This is a genomic window from Streptomyces sp. NPDC048473 (assembly GCF_043200155.1).
Classification (GTDB): Bacteria; Actinomycetota; Actinomycetes; order Streptomycetales; family Streptomycetaceae; genus Streptomyces.
This window is the reverse complement of the sequence record NZ_JBICXE010000054.1, coordinates 1-16,856: the sequence shown is the minus strand read 5'-3', so window position 1 is coordinate 16,856 and position 16,856 is coordinate 1. Positions and strand designations below refer to the sequence as shown.

Annotated in this window: 17 protein-coding genes and 5 pseudogenes; 11 read left to right on the top strand and 11 right to left on the bottom strand. The window is 68.0% G+C overall.

Annotated elements, in window-relative coordinates; translation table 11 throughout:
• Window positions 1–18 precede the first annotated feature (18 nt).
• Window positions 19–606: pseudogene (locus tag ACGFU7_RS41585) on the top strand (recombinase family protein); the annotation flags it as partial.
• On the opposite strand, the gene ACGFU7_RS41580 reads toward ACGFU7_RS41585, so the two are convergent.
• Window positions 550–693: a hypothetical protein gene (locus ACGFU7_RS41580; protein WP_393703340.1), complete on the bottom strand. Its 144-nt coding sequence runs from the start codon at window positions 691–693 to the stop codon at window positions 550–552. The pseudogene ACGFU7_RS41585 and the gene ACGFU7_RS41580 overlap by 57 nt on opposite strands.
• A gap of 43 nt (window positions 694–736) precedes the next feature.
• On the opposite strand from ACGFU7_RS41580, the gene ACGFU7_RS41575 reads away from it, so the two are divergent.
• From ACGFU7_RS41575 to ACGFU7_RS41555, 5 genes and pseudogenes are all read left to right on the top strand, one after another.
• Complete coding sequence (locus ACGFU7_RS41575; protein WP_393703339.1) at window positions 737–871, top strand: hypothetical protein; 135 nt, start codon at window positions 737–739, stop codon at window positions 869–871.
• Between the two features lie 46 nt (window positions 872–917).
• The gene (locus tag ACGFU7_RS41570; protein ID WP_393703337.1) at window positions 918–1,268 is read left to right on the top strand and encodes a DUF6233 domain-containing protein; all 351 of its coding nucleotides are present in this window, start codon (window positions 918–920) and stop codon (window positions 1,266–1,268) included.
• A gap of 89 nt (window positions 1,269–1,357) precedes the next feature.
• Window positions 1,358–1,810 (top strand): DUF1062 domain-containing protein, encoded by a 453-nt coding sequence (locus tag ACGFU7_RS41565; protein WP_393703335.1) that lies wholly within the window; start codon window positions 1,358–1,360, stop codon window positions 1,808–1,810.
• Window positions 1,759–1,935 (top strand): annotated as a pseudogene (locus tag ACGFU7_RS41560) (DUF1062 domain-containing protein); the annotation flags it as partial. The gene ACGFU7_RS41565 and the pseudogene ACGFU7_RS41560, both read left to right, overlap by 52 nt.
• A gap of 269 nt (window positions 1,936–2,204) precedes the next feature.
• Window positions 2,205–2,957, top strand: a complete 753-nt coding sequence (locus ACGFU7_RS41555; protein WP_393703334.1) for a hypothetical protein — start codon at window positions 2,205–2,207, stop codon at window positions 2,955–2,957.
• Between the two features lie 760 nt (window positions 2,958–3,717).
• Here the strand turns inward: ACGFU7_RS41555 and ACGFU7_RS41550 are convergent.
• Complete coding sequence (locus ACGFU7_RS41550) at window positions 3,718–4,245, bottom strand: hypothetical protein (protein ID WP_393703332.1); 528 nt, start codon at window positions 4,243–4,245, stop codon at window positions 3,718–3,720.
• 106 nt (window positions 4,246–4,351) lie between these two features.
• Here ACGFU7_RS41550 and ACGFU7_RS41545 point away from each other — a divergent pair, with 106 nt between their 5' ends.
• Window positions 4,352–5,026, top strand: coding sequence for a hypothetical protein (locus ACGFU7_RS41545; protein ID WP_393703330.1), 675 nt, complete (start codon window positions 4,352–4,354; stop codon window positions 5,024–5,026).
• Between the two features lie 384 nt (window positions 5,027–5,410).
• Window positions 5,411–5,569, top strand: coding sequence for a hypothetical protein (locus ACGFU7_RS41540; protein ID WP_393703328.1), 159 nt, complete (start codon window positions 5,411–5,413; stop codon window positions 5,567–5,569).
• Between the two features lie 626 nt (window positions 5,570–6,195).
• Here ACGFU7_RS41540 and ACGFU7_RS41535 read toward each other — a convergent pair.
• From ACGFU7_RS41535 to ACGFU7_RS41515, 5 genes and pseudogenes are all read right to left on the bottom strand, one after another.
• Window positions 6,196–6,615 (bottom strand): hypothetical protein, encoded by a 420-nt coding sequence (locus ACGFU7_RS41535; RefSeq protein WP_393703327.1) that lies wholly within the window; start codon window positions 6,613–6,615, stop codon window positions 6,196–6,198.
• Between the two features lie 170 nt (window positions 6,616–6,785).
• Window positions 6,786–6,959 (bottom strand): annotated as a pseudogene (locus ACGFU7_RS41530) (phenylalanine--tRNA ligase beta subunit-related protein); the annotation flags it as partial.
• A 134-nt stretch (window positions 6,960–7,093) separates the two neighbouring features.
• Window positions 7,094–7,216, bottom strand: coding sequence for an ATP-binding protein (locus tag ACGFU7_RS41525; RefSeq protein WP_393703325.1), 123 nt, complete (start codon window positions 7,214–7,216; stop codon window positions 7,094–7,096).
• 89 nt (window positions 7,217–7,305) lie between these two features.
• On the bottom strand, window positions 7,306–8,235 hold the full coding sequence (locus tag ACGFU7_RS41520; RefSeq protein WP_393703323.1) for a hypothetical protein: 930 nt from the start codon (window positions 8,233–8,235) through the stop codon (window positions 7,306–7,308).
• A pseudogene (locus tag ACGFU7_RS41515) lies at window positions 8,232–8,980 on the bottom strand (MerR family transcriptional regulator). The gene ACGFU7_RS41520 and the pseudogene ACGFU7_RS41515 overlap by 4 nt, the downstream one beginning before the upstream one ends.
• 203 nt (window positions 8,981–9,183) lie before the next feature.
• Here ACGFU7_RS41515 and ACGFU7_RS41510 point away from each other — a divergent pair.
• Window positions 9,184–9,623 (top strand): annotated as a pseudogene (locus ACGFU7_RS41510) (ester cyclase).
• 664 nt (window positions 9,624–10,287) lie between these two features.
• A complete protein-coding gene (locus tag ACGFU7_RS41505; protein ID WP_393703321.1) occupies window positions 10,288–10,497 on the top strand; it encodes a hypothetical protein in 210 nt (69 codons plus the stop codon).
• A gap of 22 nt (window positions 10,498–10,519) precedes the next feature.
• Here the strand turns inward: ACGFU7_RS41505 and ACGFU7_RS41500 are convergent, their stop codons facing one another.
• On the bottom strand, window positions 10,520–10,882 hold the full coding sequence (locus ACGFU7_RS41500) for a hypothetical protein (RefSeq protein ID WP_393703319.1): 363 nt from the start codon (window positions 10,880–10,882) through the stop codon (window positions 10,520–10,522).
• Window positions 10,883–12,032: 1,150 nt separating this feature from the next.
• Here ACGFU7_RS41500 and ACGFU7_RS41495 point away from each other — a divergent pair.
• Window positions 12,033–13,304 carry an MFS transporter gene (locus tag ACGFU7_RS41495; RefSeq protein ID WP_393703317.1) on the top strand — a complete coding sequence of 424 codons (1,272 nt, stop codon included), beginning with the start codon at window positions 12,033–12,035 and terminating at the stop codon, window positions 13,302–13,304.
• Window positions 13,305–13,698: 394 nt separating this feature from the next.
• Here ACGFU7_RS41495 and ACGFU7_RS41490 read toward each other — a convergent pair whose 3' ends face one another.
• From ACGFU7_RS41490 to ACGFU7_RS41480, 3 genes are all read right to left on the bottom strand, one after another.
• Window positions 13,699–14,214: a DUF6262 family protein gene (locus tag ACGFU7_RS41490; protein ID WP_393703316.1), complete on the bottom strand. Its 516-nt coding sequence runs from the start codon at window positions 14,212–14,214 to the stop codon at window positions 13,699–13,701.
• Window positions 14,198–14,542 carry a transposase gene (locus tag ACGFU7_RS41485; protein WP_393703315.1) on the bottom strand — a complete coding sequence of 115 codons (345 nt, stop codon included), beginning with the start codon at window positions 14,540–14,542 and terminating at the stop codon, window positions 14,198–14,200. The genes ACGFU7_RS41490 and ACGFU7_RS41485 overlap by 17 nt, the downstream gene beginning before the upstream one ends.
• 135 nt (window positions 14,543–14,677) lie before the next feature.
• On the bottom strand, window positions 14,678–16,684 hold the full coding sequence (locus tag ACGFU7_RS41480) for a tyrosine-type recombinase/integrase (protein WP_393703313.1): 2,007 nt from the start codon (window positions 16,682–16,684) through the stop codon (window positions 14,678–14,680).
• Window positions 16,685–16,856: the final 172 nt, after the last annotated feature.

Genomic DNA, 16,856 nt, shown 5'->3' with positions numbered 1-16,856 from the left:
ACGTGATCCCCGCCACATATGGGAAAACCCGTGGGCTCCACTCAACTGAAATGTGCCGCCCCGGCGGCATCACCGTGCCGGACCGGGAAGGGCAAAGTGGCCATCAAGTACCACACCGCCCACTTCCGTCTCATGTCCCAACTCGTCAAGGCGTTCAACGTGCCGACCCCCGCAGTACGCAAGCCGGGCTCGGCGTGGACCGAGCTGCCCCGCCCCGCGAGCGCCGGCACCGAGCCGGCCGGCCACGTCCGTCTCGGGTACGCCCGCGCCTCGACCGCGCGGCAGTCCCTGGATGCGCAGCTGGACTCCCTCGCCGAAGCCGGGGTCACCCGGGTCTTCTCGGAGAAGATCTCCACCCGCGCCACGAAGCGGCCCGAGCTGGAAGCCGCCGTGAAGCAGGCCGGGGAGATCCGCTCCTCCGGCGTCGCCGTCACTCTCGTCGTCCACGAACACAAACGGCTCGGCCGCGGCATCGAACTGGCCATGCTCGCCGAAGAGCTGAAGGCGGGCGACGTCGGCCTGGAGTTCCTCACCGGGGAACCGAAGGGCTCACACGATCCCTCCGGCATCGTGTTCACGGTTCTGGCGGCCATGTCCGGCATGGAGCGGGAGTACATCCGCGACCGCACCCTGGAAGGCCACGAGTCCGCCCGCAAGCGCGGCAAGACCATCGGCGGCGCCGGCGTCACCCACGAGGACATGCTGTCCACGGCCCTCCCACCTGCGCGACCAGGAGATGAGTCTGCGCGACATCGCCAAGCGGCTCATCATCACCACGGGTGCGAAGAAGGGTCAGCACCCCTCACCTGCAACCGTCATGCGAATGCTGCGCGAACACGACGAACAGACCGCAGCGATGACGAGCGCATGACCGCCGTCAGGCGACCCAGGTCGCAACTTTGCACCGTGGGTCAGAGATGGGAGACCAGGGCCGCCAAGGCGTGGTCCACGCTGGCGACTGCGAGGAAACCCCGGCCGGGGCACCGGTGCTCACCCTGGAGCGGGTCCTGGACGCAGCGCAGCACCCCGGCACCCGGCTGTGCGCCTTGTGCGGCGCGGCAGCCGAACCAGATCCCGTCCTCAAGGGCTTCGAGCAGGGCTTCGGCGGCGTGGACCAGGGCATGTCCGGTGGGTCGAGGGTGGTGCGGGCGCTCGCCGCGAGGCATCGCCACCCGCCCGATAATCAGTGGAGCCGCACTTCCGTGTGCCGTTACCGTGCTCCCGCCCACAGTCGCCCTGTCAAGGACGTGCCGTTGTACACCAAGTGAGACCCCCCGAGCGCTGATCCGTCGCGCGTCGCACATGTGCGCCGCGCTCCTTTTCGCTGCGGTCTTCTCACTGGAACCGGTGTATCTCTGTGTCCAAGAACTGGGTGGTCGTGCCCACCTGCCTGCCGATAGTCCTCCGCCGTTGCCACAGGTGCGCCTCCGGGCGCTTCCGGGCGAACGGCAAATTCCGCGTCAACGCGAACCACAAGCTCCTCGACGCCTGGCTCCTCGCACTGTGCACCGAGTGCGGGGACACCACCAAGCTCACTGTCCTGGAGCGGATGAACGTGCGTTCCGCACAACCCGAGCTCCTGAACCTGCTGCACGACAACGACCCCGGCCTGGCAGCCGAACTGCTCCAGGACCCGGTCGTACGGCGCCGCGACGTGGGCGGCTCGGGCCGAACCGAGCGGCCGGCCTGGCAGTCGCCGTACGGTCCGCCGCCGCACCGGGCGCACCGCGGCCGGTGGGCGCCTGTGCCGGTGTTGGCCAGGTCTCGGTCCGCTTTGCGGCGCGGATACCTGTGCGGCCGGTGCGACTGATCGCCGAAGGTTTCGGCTTTTCGCGAGCCGAGGTCGAGAGACCGCTCGCCGAGGGGAACCTCGTGTCGACAGTCCGCCTGAGCGGCAAGCTCTCGGGCGACTTCACCTTCACGCTCAAGCGCTGAGTCCTTCCGGCCCAGGGCCTGTCCGGCAGTATCCGATCCGCCGGACAGGCCCTCGCGCTCGGACGGCCCCTCGGGGCCGGGATCGCGGGGGGATCGGTGTGACTGAGCGGCTTAGTTGGCCGGTCTGCGCATCACAGAGGCCCACGCAGTCTGACGCGAATCCCGGCGTCTCCAAGAGACCCGATCCGCTTGTGTGATGGGATTCCACCAGCTCTCGCAGAGGGCGGGGGATACGTCGCAGCAACGAACGGGGGAAGGGGAGAGGGGCCATGACCAGCGGGCACCAGACTCACGGGGCGGCCTCCGGCCCGCGGCCGTTGCAGGCGCGCGCCCTGACACGTGAGGCAGGGCGGGCACGGCAGCTCCTGGCCGCCGGACAGTGGCGCCCTGCCGCGGCGGACTCCGAAGCAGCAGCGCGCGTCCTGGCCCGCCTCGCAGCCCCGCTTCCGGCCCGGCGGCGGGCAGCGGCCACACGGATGCTGGCCACGGACCGGGACCGGCGACTCCAACGCATTCTGCGCACCACCCTCCACCACCTCGACGCAGGCGCCGTCAGCCCGCCCGCAGCCGCCCTCCTGGCCGCCGTCGCCCGCACCTTCCTGCCTTGGCACGCCACCCCAAACCCACCGCGCGCAGCGGCGGCCCCGAGATATGGAACTCAGGCGGGGACGGCAGACGGCCTGGCCATGCCACCGACAGAGGTGGGCGAGGCCCTGCTGCCCGATCTGATCGCACTGTTCGCCGTGCTGGCCTCGGCGAGCCCGCCCGGGATCGTCCCGCTCACGCCCCCGGTCGAGCCCTGGCAGATCCGGTACGCGGGCCGCTTCCGTCGTTACGGCAGACCCGCTTTCGGGGTGTGGACGGCCGAGACCGTCAGTTGCCCGGCGTGCGGAGGCAAGGCCGGCCCGTGGACGGTGACCTGCGACTGGCGCCTGATCTCGCTGGGCTGCCCGTGCGGGGTGGTGACCCACGAGCACGGCCTCGCCTTCTCCGAAGTCTGGCTCCTCCTACCGGACACGTGACCGGGCGTCGCGCCCGACCCGCCCGCACAACGACGCTCAGTTGGCCAACTCGAACGCTCACTGGCCTGGGAGACGCGCTGGAACAGGTGAGGCAGCGGCGGGCCGAAGGTGCGTTCGTAGCCGTCGTAGCGGCTCAGCAACGGGCCCTACCCATCAGGGTCCTTGATCCGGCGGATGATGCGGGTGAGGACGGCGACCAGGTCCGGGTCGGCGGGGATGACTCGTCCCGATGTCAAAACTCATGAGCATCACCCGACCTGGATCTGGGTGCCTCCCAAACCCGTGAACAACTGGCGTCACCACTCGGTTCTGGCACACATTCCGTGAAAGATCTTGCTGGCTCTCGCCAGCGGTAGCCGCGCGTGTCGTGTGAGCTGCGCGGACCACGCTTCACCGGGGTCCGGTGAGGCCGGACTCGAGATCGCTCACGGAATGTGTGCCAGAACCCACCACTCGTGAACAAAGCCACGTGTGCCGATTCCCGAGAGCGCCCGGGTACTTGCGCCTGGCCATGTGCTGTGCGTATGCGGCTCATACGGTGGGCCAGGTGCCGAGTGCGCGGGCCAGCCGGTCACTGTGCTCTCGGGCGGTGCCCTGGGCCAGGCGCATGCCGGACCGTGGGCTCATGGGCCCGTCGCAGTACAGGATTCCGGGGAAGTGCTCCTTGCTGCCGGAGAGCGGAGGTGGTGCGGGAAGCGTCCATTCGGCCGGCTCCCACAGAGGGTGGTCGACGAGGAGTGCTTGAGCCGGCTTCGGGGCTTCACCTGCCGGAACGCCTGCCCGTGTGAGGGCGTCGCCAAGTATGTCGGCAGGCTTCGTCGGGCAGGTTCTCGTCGCCGAGCGTGGGCAGCAGGAGCAGCAGGCGGGCGTGCTCGGCGTGGACGCCGGGGGCGTCCCGGTTGGGCGTGCGTGCGATGTGCGTGAGTTCTCGCCAGGAAAGTCCCGGGCCGGCCTGGTGCCCGTTGATGGTCGCCAGGTGGCCGTGCCGTCCCCACTCGGGGTGGGTGATGAAGTACTCCGTTCCCGGGTCGCCGGGAAAGTTGCAGCCAAGGACTGTCGCGGTGTGGCCGTCTGCGAACGGGATCCGGAAGACCGGCCACCGTTCCTCGTCGTTCAGGGCGTCGTACGCCGCGTCCGTGTCTGCCTCGCCGACGCCGAACCACTCCGGATCCGGATCGTCTTCCTCGGTCTGGCAGATCCACAGCAGGTAGGCGGCCCAGAACCCCGGCGGCGCCAGCAGTTCCTCCCCTGTTACGAGCGGGTCGTTATCAAATCCATCGATCAGCACCGGTCGGGCATGTCAGCCGAGTCTGGCAGGTCGCTCACTGCCCCGAGGACTCGCGACCGCGCCCAAGCGCTGCACGTCCTCAGAGGGCACCGCGGGTACGGCGACGGTGCTGGACATCTGCTGCTCGTACGGCATCAACGCCGCCCTGCTCAACCACCACCTCACCTTCGACGACCTCTGCGCCCACTACGCATCCGCGCAGGCCGCCGCCCTGACCACCGCCGAGCTGATCAAGTGGGACCGGGAGTTCTACGCGGCGCACCGCCGCGCGGACCCGGTCCGTGTCATCGGGCTCGACGCCGCCCCCCGCGCCGTGTCCTACGCACACGCCATCGGCCTGCTGGACCAGGCGTTCGCCGAAAACCTGGAAACCGCACCGGCCAGCCCCGCCCTGTGCCACGCTGTGCGCCACACCTGTCTGATCACCATCACCGGCGGAGCCAGCTTCCTGTCACCGCGCACCTTCCAGCCACTGCTGGACAGCATCCCCGGCCCGGTCTGGGTCGCCGCGTTCGTGCTGCGTACCGGCTCCTACCAGCGAATCGCCGACTTCCTGAAAACGTGCGGGCTCATCACCGAGGAGACCGCAGACCGCACCTTCCCGCAACGCCGCTTCACCAGCGCCCAGGAACAGAAGTACGCCGTAGACGCAGTGACCGCAGCCGGCGAAGATCCGCGGGGCAAGGAGGCAGACGGTTACTTCCACACCACGCTGTACCTGTCACGCCCCCCAGCACACGTGGCACAAACACCACTCGCCGCCCTGATCCAGTCACCCTGACCGGCGAGCCCCCGCTCAGCCCGGAAGATACGGGTGCGCCGGGCCGGTCAGGCGCGGCTCGGGCATTGAAGAGCCTGGCGTTGACGCGGAGCTGCCCGCAACTCTGTATATCGCCGGGCTTGCGTTGATACGGACGGAGCGTCCTCCGTCGCCGGCCTGCTGGACCGGCCACTTCCCGGAGCCGGCAGGCGCGGACCCGGCGAGGATGAGTCTGGTGATCGAGCTGGCCGCCCGCCGGAAGAGTCCACCCTCCAACTCGCTCACGACGTTGTGAGCCGTTTCGACGTCTTCGTCGACCGAGCCCTGGAGTACTGCCGCACCCGACTTCGGGAACGACACTTTGAACTCACAACCGAGCAACTGAGCCGGCTGGACCTTCCAGGGTTGCCACTGGTAGTTCCCGAAGCAGCGGTGTGGGCCGACCAGACCTGGGCAATCCGCTTCGCCGAGAGCGGGCTCCGACCGGCGGACCCCTACGGAATCCTCGTGACCTTCAACGGAACACAGCCTGTCGACGTCCGGGGCCTCGACGACGAGCAATGAACCGCTCGTTCTGCGTCACGCGGTAGGCCCCAGCTGCGGCACGCTGTGAAGCCGTCCCGGCCTGCTCGGCTCGTGCACGTCGTAGGGCAGCGGCCTCGGTGGCCGCAGTCCGACGACGGCGCTGGGCGCTGATCGCCTCGATCGGGGACAACGCATCGTCCAGCACCGTCTCCGCATCGGGGAACACCTTGGCACCGAGCGCGCGCATCGCACGGGTCTGCCACTCGAACGCCTCTGTGACGGCTGGGGCCGACCGACGGCCGCATGCGCTATAGTTGATCTTGAAAGTTCGCCGCAACTCACGGCGACTGACACTGCGTTGGTGGTCCAAGGAAAGACACCCCGCTTCCTGCGGGGAAATGCAGGTGCAAGGCCTGCCCAGCGCTCGCTCACGAAGCCCTTCCCTCCGCCGGGGGAAGGGCTTCGTCACGTTCCCCGCGTGCCCTGGAAAACCAACGCGCGGCCTTGACCCACGAAGACCCCACAACAGCGAACGCGAGGCGCGCGGCACCGTGATCCACCAGGTCCGGCAGGCCTGGGCCCACCTCGCCCTCGGCGACATCAACGCCGCTCTCGATCTGGGTCACCAGGTCATCGACACGATCGGCGTGTCGACGCAGCGCGTCTCAGCGGACCGTCACGTTGAAGACCGGCGAGGCCGTGGTGCCGCTGACGATGCGCAGGTCGTTCTTGCCCTTCAGTCCAAGCTTGACGCCGAGCGAGTAGGAGCCGTCCCGCGAGATGCTCGTGGACGCGGGCAGGCTGACCCACTTGCCGTGCTGCTTCTGCTGAAGGGTCACCTTGCTGCCCGCTTTGAAACCGGTGGTCTGACCCGTGACCCGAAACAGCTGCCAGGCGCGGACGGAGGACACCGACGGCTTGGCCGTGATGCCGGCCTTGGCAGGCGCGGCCTTCTGTGCGACTACGACAGGGGTTGCGGTGTGCGCGGCCGGGGTTGCTGCCATCGCGGTGCCCATAAGGGCGAGGGAGGCCACGCCGAGGACACCGACGACGGCAATGCGCAGAGAGTGCTGCTTTGAGACCATCACAGATCTGTCCCTTTCTATGGTGAGAACAGTCTTTCGCGCCAAAGGACAGCTACGTGTCGATTGGCGTAGTCACTAGAAACGACGGCACAGCGGAGACAGACGTTCATCGGGACTCTGTCGCTGTCTTGTAACAGCCGAGCGAGGCCGGGGCGATGGCGCCTGGAACAGCTCTCGACGGTGTCGGGTTCACCGAGCGACGTGAACTCCTTACTGCCGTCGGCGCAGCGGATGTCGGCGTTGCCGGTGACGTGGTCCAGGCCGAAGGCGCCGACCGGCAGGCCGTGCCGGACGGAGACCGTGTTGTAGGAGTCGACGGCCGGGTTGATGCGCGGCAGGGTATGCGGAGGCGTTGGCCGAGGCCCGCGCGGTGCGGGCCGGCCGATCGCGTGGAACAGCGGACCCCTCTTTCCAGCCGGGACTGACCGGGCGAACAGCTCGGTCAGTTGCGTCGTTCTGCTTCGGTGATGCGGAAGCGTCAGGACTCGGTGCCGGTCTGGATGAGAGTGCAGCGGAAAGTAATCCGGTCGGCGATGGCCGCGCAGAGGCGGGGGTCACCGAAGGTCTTGTCCCATTCGGCGGTGACGATCTTCAGCCTCAACGAGCAGAGCGGCCTCGAGCCTGTCGGGCACAGCTTCCGCCAAGTCGCCGTGCGGCGGATGACCATCACCCTCGCCCCGACCCGCCGCTTCACCAACATGGCCGCCCCGGCCGCTCCTCGACAAGTTGTTGAGCTTTGCCTGTTCTTGGCGCGGATTGGGGGACGTCGGCACGGCTCACCTCCGCTCTCGCGGAGAGGACGTTCGTGCCCGTGTGACGGCGTCGTAGAGGTACTTCGGATCGTCGGCGTGCAGCCTGATCACCCGTACGAGGCGGGCGGTGCCGATTGACCGGTTCGGCCAGTTCGAGAGTGAGGGAGGTCTGGGAGCCGATGGCCAGGTTCAGCTCGTCGTCCTTCTTCTCGTGGCTGAACAGTGTCTCGCGCCGGATGGAAGCGATCTGGGCGACGGGAACACGGATGTCGACATGGGCTGCCTGCCGCACGCGCAGGACACCCTCGGCCAGGACGTGCGGCCGGGTGAAGGCGGCCGCGTGCATGCCGAGGACGAACAGGACGGTGTAGACGTCGACGGCCAGAAAGACGGCGTGGATGACGGGCCAGTTGGCGAGCACGTACGACAGGGCGACCGTCTCGGCCACGCACGCGAATGTGAAGCCGTACATCATGGCGGCCTGGTCGCGGGCGTGGGGGAAGACTGCGTCGGCCTCGCCGACACCGTGCGGACGGCGTGCGGCCCACCGGACCAGGCTCGCCATGATCCGCGCCTCGTGCGCCACGTACCGCGCCACGCGCGCGGGTACGAGCTGCGCGAGCGCCTGGCGCCGGGACAGTCCGAGCCGCCGTAGCCGCAGCCAGACGTACGCCTCGGCGCCGAGGAGTACCGGCAGGAGCAGCTTGCCACCGAGCAGAACGGTGTCGGGCACCGGAACCCCGCTGATCAGGCAGACGGCCAGCACGAGCTGGGCGGGCACCGCGATGGCGCGCAGCTTCCGCAGGGCCGGCCCCCGCGCGGAGGTTTCGGGCTGGGGCAGGGACGCCCGGATCTTTGACGTCGTCATGATTGTTCTTCCTGTCGTTGCTTCACGAGTTCCATTGCACGGCGCACTGCAGCCGATTGGGCCGGTGCCAGGTCTGCGAAGATGACGTCTGTCAGACCGCCGCCGGCCTTGTCGGAGAAATGCACGACCACGTCGTCGGGCAGCAGGGCCGCCAGCGCGGCGGCGGCACCGGTCACCCGGGGGTCGTCCGGCTCCTTACCAGCAAGGGCGGCCAGTAGGCCGTACACCTCGCCCGCGTGCTCCGCCATCCCCTGCAGCGTCTCCACCAGCCGGAACCGCTCCGCCTCGGGGGCCACGCTTCAAGGAGGGCCAGGACCTCCCGGTCCTTCACGGCCATTGGAGAGTCCGGCATCTCGCCGAGGCCCGCCAGCAGCCCGGAGAGCTGCGGCGACAGTGGCCCTTCGGCGGCCGGCCGCCCACCCCGCGCCTGGGCCAGCAGCGCGGCGAGCCGCTGGCGTCTCTCCCGGATGACCGCTTCCTGCCGTCCGAGGTCTTCGTCCAGCTCCTGCAGGACTTCCACCAGCTCGCGGCCCTCGTCGTCCGCGAGGACGTCGCGCACCTCGTCGAGGCCGAGGCCGAGCTCGGTCAGGCGCCGGATTCGGGCGAGCAGGACGGCGTCCCGGATGCCGTACTCGCGGTAGCCGTTGCTCCGTCGTACGGGTTCGGGCAGCAGCCCGAGATGGTGGTAGTGCCGCACGGCCCGAGGGGTGACCCCGATGAGGGCGGCGATCTCGCCGATTCGCATGAGTGCAGTAGAAACTCTGACGTCGCGGCAAGGTCAAGGCGGCTTGAGCGGCGGGCGGTGCGCCCGGCAGGCCGTGACGGAAGGGCCGGGGGAGAGCCCCCGCGGGCTTCTTGACCTTGCCGCGGCGTCAGGGTTTCTACTGAGTGGCATCCGGCCCGGAGCGATCACCGAGCTCGCGGCGTCATCCCGGAAAGGACACCGAGATGACCACCACCGCCGAGAAGAACATGGCCCTGCTGCGCGCGGCATACCAGTCGCTGGAGAGCGGTGACCTCGACGCGTGCGTAGAGCCGCTGACGGAGGACTTCATCGCCAACGTCCCCGGCCTGCCCGACCCGCTGCACGGTCGGGAGGTCTGGCGGCAGGGCGCGCAGGCCATGCTGGAGGCCTTCCCCGACCTGAAGATCGATGTCCAGACGTGCTCGGCGCGGGCGACAAGGTGACGGTGCTGGTCCACTTCCACGGCACTCACCAGGGCGCGTTCCAGCAGTTCGAGGCAACGGGCCGGCAGGTCGCCTACCGGAGCATCGAGGTCTACCGAATCGAGGGGGACCAGATCGCCGAGGAGTGGGTCGCCCCGGACATGCTCAGTCTCATGCAGCAGATCGCGCCCGCCCCCGCCCGGCCACTAACCCAGGAGTGACCCTTTTACGCAGGTCAGGGCTGCAACACACCGCGTTACAGCCCGATGTCGCACCCCCGTCGCACTCCCGGCCCACCCGACTGCGCTGACGCTGGGCATCGAGCCACGGCATAGCAACGTTCCAAGTCACGGGGCGACTGTCAGTCTGGCCTTCTCCTCGCGCCGCCCCGTGAGGAGACCCCCCCACCACGTCCGCCCCTTTTCGCCTGAGCTGCTGCCTGTGCTGCCGCAACATCCCCCTCGCCCAGGACGTCCACGAGCTGGATGCGGAGTGGCAGCGCCGATTCCCCGACATGGTGGGGAACCTCGCCTGCGCGCTGCGCGCAGCGGCATCTACCGTCGGCCGGACCGCCGTATCCCGCTCTGCGTCCTCGGACCCATGACTGAGCGGCGGCACTCTGAGTTCACCACCGCCCTCGTCCGCTACGCCGGCGCCCTCTGGCATCCGGAAGCCGGCCACTGACCCTGTTGAAGCTCGGGCAGCACAGCGATCGCATAGCTCTGTGGCCAACAGACTGTCGACGGACTGGCCAACTACGAATCGACGGATCACTCTGACCTGTGGGTTCGTCCGGGAGCCCTGGCCAGATAGCGCCCGAGTCCACAGAGATGGGGTGATGGCAACGGCAAACCGGGATGTGCACACTTCCGTAAGGCGGTGTGCATGGCGGAGACGACCTACTCGATCGTGGAAGCCCGCGCCCGCCTGGGCGCCATCGCGCGCGAGGTCAGCGCCCCCCGCCCGACCCTGCGACTGTCCCGCGACCTCACGGAAACCATGGGCGGCACCCTCGAACCCGCCGCCTCCGGGCCCGCGTTCGCGGTGACGCTCACGCTTCCGACGGCGGCACCCCGGATGGCGGCCGGTCGGTGAGCGCTCCTCCCGCGAGGTGTTCTCAGCGGGAGAGGGGGAGCGTCAGCTCGTACGACATTTCCTCGCCGCCCCTCAGATAGGTGAAGGTAACGGCGAGCGAACTCGCCGCGTTCGGGATGGCCGGCTGGCCCGTGAGCTCTCCCTCGGTGACCGAGCCGTCGGGAGGGGTGCCGAACACCCCGCCCCAGTCGGTGTACTCGTTTCCCAGGTCGTCCCGTGCCTCCAGCACAGGGAGGAACGGCATTCCTTCGCCGGGATCCTCTGGCAGGGGAGGGGTGATCGTGTATGTGAGGGTGAACGACACCTCGTCCCGGGTCAGGCCGAGGAGCGCGAGCTCGTGGCGGCCGTCGAGGATTCTCAATGTGGCGCGGGGGTTTGTGTCCATGGGGCGGGTCACGCGCTTCCGGGTTCGGGGAGCAGGCAGGTGATGCGGTGATCGGCCGCGGTTCAGGTGGCCGACGTGAAAGCAGCTTCGCCGAGCGAGATCGTGCAGCGCAACGGCCAAGGCGTACACATAACGCTAAAGCCGGTCAATGGTGCCTCATCGCAGGGGACTTGGAGAGTCCACTTCCTGGCTTTGTAGGCAGTACTGCTCGATAAAGCCAGTCCGGGGCATCGGTGGCAGGCACAGGCTGGATCGGCGGCCCCACATTGGCGAGCAGTTCCAGGAGGTGGGCGCGGCGCTCCGTGTACGGGCGGCTGCGGAGGTCCCCGATTGCCGGGTTCGGGTGCTGGATCACGTCCCAGCAGGCGTATGAGGCTGGGTGCCGGACCGCCAGGGCCCGGGCTCGGCTCACGGACGACGCGGCCCGGGACTGCGCGGCTGCGAAGTCCAGTTGGCCGTCCCGCCAGATCACCGCCTCGCCATCCAGCACTGTGCCCGGCCGGAGTTCCATGTTCTCTGGGGGAGAACTGGGACACAGCGTGGTTCGGTGAGGAACGGTGCAGCTCAGCAGCTATGCGAATGACCGTAGCGTGCACGACAGGTGTGGTGCCATCGCTGGATCGGGTGACCGCCTCAGGACCTCGCTCGTGCAGCACGGGTCCGGCGCGATGGGTTGCCAGGACGGATGACCAAAAGTGGTGTTCGGCTGCATGGAGTAATGCAGCCCTGGAATGATCCACTTTGGGCCGCCGACGGCTGAGAGCCGAAGCTCAGAATGAATGTGTGAACCCCAACCTGGTAGTGCACTTGCTAGCGTGAACCCCTAAGTGATGGGGTCGCCTTCGGGGGGTGCGCGCCTGTCGCCACGGCGATTAGCGCTGGTCACGGCTCCGCGGGTGGGCGAGGCGTTCGAGTCCTGGGTGGACCGGAAGGCACGCGTGAACCGGTGTCCGCCGGCCGAGGTCGCGACCATGATGGGGCTTGGCCTGCGGGGGCTTCTGCGGATATGCGGCCTCCCTTGTTCGGAGTGCGGTCCGACGAGGGGGGTCCTCCGGTGAACGGTGTTCGCGGCGACGGGTGTGCCCGATGAGCTGGTCGGCGGAGGTCCAAACACTAATGATCACCGGAGTCACCAGGGGGAGCCCGCAGCATGACCGGCACCACGGAGGCCCTTGGCGGGTCGGCTGCAGTCGACGATGCAGCACGAAGCGTCACGCGCCCGTTCTACGTATACGCCGTGCTCGCCAACACGCTGTTCCAGCGCGGCGTATTCGTCCTCTTCCTTTATCAGCGAGGTTTCTCCGCCGGGCAAGTGGCCCTACTGCAGACACTGCTCTACCTGGTCAGCGGACTTGCGGAGTTGCCGACGGGAGTCATCGCCGACCGAATCGGCAGGCGTGCCAGCATCGTGATCGGCCAGGTGCTGATAGCTGGATGTCTGCTCGGTCAGGTGGCGTTCTCCAACTACTGGGTGTTCCTGGCGCTGTTCATCGGGCAGGGCGTGGGCATGGCATGTGTGTCCGGTTCGGACACCGCCCTGCTGTACGACCTGCTCGTGCGTCGTGGTGCAACGGCCAGCTACGTCAAGATCAAGTCCCGGTTCACCATGCTCGGGACGGTCACCTCGGGAGCTGCCATCGTCCTCGGCGGCCAACTGCAGCAGATTTCCTGGGGAGTCGTCTACGTCGGTTCGGCGGCGTGCCTCGTCCTGGCCGTGGTGGTGCTGATGTCACGGGTGCCCGAGATCCGCGGCGCGGACGCGGTGGACGAGCAGGACGGAGCCGAGGAGGAGCACGGCGACGCCACAGCTTGGCGGGCGATGCTTCGGGTCGCCACGCCGGCGCTCGTGACGCTTGTCGTGGTGTCCGGATTGATGCATGCGGCTTTGACGCCGTACATCATTTTTACGCAGAAGACCCTCTCCGATCAGGGAGCGGGCACCGCATTGGTCAGCGTGGTCATATCGGCGGGATTCTTCGTCGGCGGACTCACTCCCTTGCTGTCGGACCGCGCGGACCGGCGCATCGGGTATCGGGTCATCGTCCCGGTGTCTCTCCTGACGCTCGCCGTGGCGCTCGGCCTGAGCGGCCTCGGCCTTGTCTGGGTCACCATCGCCGCGTTCCTGGTCCTGGTCGGAATTCCCGAGATCACCGCCGTGATCGTGGACAACGTGTTCAACGAGGCAGTGCCGTCGCGCCACCGGGCGAGCCTGCTGTCGATGATCGCATTCGTGGAGTCGGCGCTCATCGGCATCGGCTATCTCGTCCTCGGCGCGCTCATGGACGGGTTGGGCTCCAGTGTGGGCATGGCCACCTACGCCGCGGTCCCCCTGCTGGCATGTCTCCTGTGGCTCCCGGTGCTCTTCCGAGGGGCACGGGTGACCACCGAGATCGAGAAGCCCGCCGACCAAAAGGCATCCTGAAACAGGCCATCTCGTGCAACTCCCCTGCCCGGTGGCGGGGGCGTTGCTCGTTGACATGTCGCTCCCAGCGGCGACGGAGCTGTCTCGGGGCCCGCGGAGTCGAAGTGATGGAGGGGCCGGTGCCCGGACTGCTCGCCGACGGCGGTGCAGTCGGCGGGCGGCGGGTTTCTCGGCAAGGGCTTCGACGGAGGCTGGGAAGTGCGGTGCCAAGAGCCGCTACAGCAGGACCATGCGCGAGCGGCAGTTGTCCAATCTGATTCTTTCCCGCTGTCTCGCCTCGGCTGGCAGAGGTTCATGGAGTTCATCGGCGGTGCCGACGAGATCCAACTCTGGGGCCGGGGTTTTCCCGGGGGCCGGCAGGCCCCCGGGAAAACAGTGCCGTGACCTCAGCAGGTCAGAGCCGGTGGTTCAGGGACCGCGTGAGTTCCCGGTTGGCAGCTCGGGCGGCCTCCAGCTCCTCCGTTCGTTCGTCGAGCTCGCCGCGCTTGTCGGCAAGGTCCTGTTCGAGCAGGGCGATCCGCCGTTGGAGTTGGTCGATGTCAACCGGGGTCCCGAGCCCGGACTCGGCCCGGACACCTTCACCGAGCTGGGTCGACAGGCGTTTTTCCAGCTGCCGGACCCGTGCGACGAAACGCTTGTTGGCCTCCAGCGCGTTCGCGAGATCAGCCTGCAGCGAGGCCCGGCTGACCGCCGCCATCCGCCCGCTCTCGACGGGTGTGCTGGCAGCGACGTGGACTCGTTCAAGCAGGTCGGGGTGGCGGTAGAGGAACGTCCGGTCGACCCGGGCCGCGCGGGCGAGACCGGAGACGGTGATGTCCCCGCCGGACTTCACTGCGGTGTCGATGGCTCTCAGGACGCGCTCGCGGCGGCGGGCCGAGTCGGCGCTTTTGCCGTCACTCAGGGCGGTCATGTGCGGGCCTTTCCGGCCGGAGATCGGGCAGGTCCTGGCGGACTCGGGGCAACCCGAGGGACACGATCTGGCGGGTCCGCCGAACGACAGTGACGGCGTCCTTGATCTGGGTTCTGTCTTCGTCGGTCAGGTCATCGAGGTCGTCCCGGACACGCTTGACCAGCCGCCGAACCCGGGTGATCTCCTCATCCGAGGGCATCGCCTCGGACTTTGCCCAGGAGTCAGCGGCGAACGCGGTGAGGCGTTCTCGGCTGCGCAGGAGATCGGCGAGGTAGGCCTCCAAGTCGGGGAGGTAGGACACGTCGGTGCGGAAGTGCTGACAGCCCACGCAGCGGAAGCGGACGGGACAGTCATGGCCGCCGGCCGCGACGTTGGAGGGCTCAGTGCACAGGCCGTAAGGCACGGCGACTTCGCCGACCGACCGACGGGCGTGCTCGCTGTCGAGGAGTGCTTTGGCCTGGCGTCATACCCGGCTCCCGTGCCGGTCGAACTGCATCGTGGTGACACGGTCAACGGCTTCCCGGCGTCTCTTCTCGCCGACCCGGTAGTACCCCTGGGCCGTACTGAGTTGAAGGTGGTCCATGAGCTCTTGCAGCACCTCGGGGGCCACCCCGGCGTCGGCATGACGCTGCGCGTAGCTGTGCCGGTAGGCATAGAGGAAGACCTTCTCTTTGCTGAAGACGACCCGCTTGTTCTCGCGTCGGCCGTCGGCGTCCACGAGGACCGAGATGTGGAATTCCGGTAGGCCGGTGGCCCAGGTGCGGTGCCAGGTGCCGACGAGGTTCTCGCTGATGGACTTGGTGCCGTGCGGATTGCGCATCTGCGTGGGGAGCAGGGCCAGTTCGGTGGGCGGGGTCTTCGGGAAGCGCGCGCGGACCGCTTCCTGCTGCCTGACGATCAGTTCTGCTGTGCTGGGAGAGATGGGCAGCCGGTGGGACTTGTGGTTGTCGTAGACGAGGACCGGGTGGCCATCCGCGTCAGCGTCCAGACATTCCAAAGGGAGGGAGCTCACTTCCTGCGGGCGCCGCCCGGTGTCGATGATGAGCTCCACCGCGATCCGGATGTGCGGCGGAGCGATGGCATCGAGAGTGTCGAGCTGTTCGCAAAGCTGCCGCATCACCTCCGCAGGAAGATCCTTCCCTGCCTCGGAGTCCTCCGCCTCGTCGGGGACGTCTTCGCTGCGCAGGACGAAGTCACCAGGCAGCCCGGCCAGGGGCTGGCCAGGGCCGGTGAGGCCGAGCGAGCGCATGCGGTGCAGCGCCTGACGGCACCGGGTGACCGCCTTGTGGCGGCCATCGGCCGACACAAGGCCTTGCTCGTGCAGGTAGGCCATCCGGTGCAGGAAAGCGACGACGTCGGCGCGGCCGAGTCGCAGCATGTCGTCTCCCTGGTCTGCACGTTGCAGCCGCAGGCTCTCGGAGAACCTCGCCAGCGACCGGATGCCGCACTGGACGGTGGTGTGTGCTCGCTTGCCCCGGTGCAGCGGAAGTTCCTGAACAGCCCATGCCTTGGTTGCCTCCCGCAGCCAGGGCTGGCTGAGCTCGGTGAATCGGATCGATCCGCCGTTCATCCCGAAGGCCTTCAAGTCCCAGAAGTCCTTGCGCCGTTCGGTTTCGGGGGTGGCGCTCAGCCGGCAGATGCTGGCGGTGAACGTGGCGACCAACTGGTGCTGCAGCCGGGTCGGGCCCGCAAGGTCGATCTCCGTCAGGGACGGTGCACCCTGACGGCGAGCGGTGGCGCAGAGCGGTCGGAGTGAATGGTCCTTGGTCTTGGCCCCGGACCGTGTGCGTTCCTGCAGCCCGAAGATGACCTCAGCAATCAGGAGCTCTGGCAGACCCTTCAAGCTGATCTCATCCGTGATCGTGACGGGCGCCGTTGTCCTGCGCCACATCTCCTCGTCCGTCCTGCTCCCTTCGCGGAGCTCGACGAGGCGACGATTGCGGTGGGCCATGCAGTACGGGGTGCGGTCGTAGTCCTTCTCCCGGTCACAGGCCACCACGACACAGATCCCGAACGACGGAAGCCCCTTCACTCCAGGCGACTGTACGAACTCCTCCACCGAGAAGCCGCTGACCCGCTGCTGGTGCAGGTGTGCGTAGCAGAATGGTTCTCCGGAGCTCTTGCACGGCCGCGGGCAGTCCCCGACCCGGCACGAGTCCTTGCCGACATACCGCCAAGTCCTCGTCGCCTTCGCGAGGAACTCCTCGACCGGCAGTCCCGAGTCCTGCCAGTGGAAGTCGCAGGTGTCGCACAGCCCGTGGGCCATCGCGAACTTGAAGGACGTCTTGCGGCAGCCCTCGACCCGGCAGGCAACCCCGCCGAGCTGAAGATGGTCCTTCGGGAAGATGAGCCGCTGGACCGTCCAGTCCCACTGCATCAGCTGCAGGAACGACGGCTCGATCGCTCCCCGAACCAGTTGCAGGCGCCCACCCTGTGTGTCCGGGGCTGTTGCCCAAGCAGGAGCTTTCATCGTGCTCCTCCTGTGGGCTCGAGCCGCGGCAGCCCCGACCACGGCTGGTCGGACGGGGCGTGTCCGAGGTGACAGGAAATTCGAACAAGCGGTGTGCCACGAACGCTGAGAGGAGCTTTATGTAGGCGAAGTTCTGAAAGCGGTGCTGTGCAAGAGATGAAGGTATGGCCCT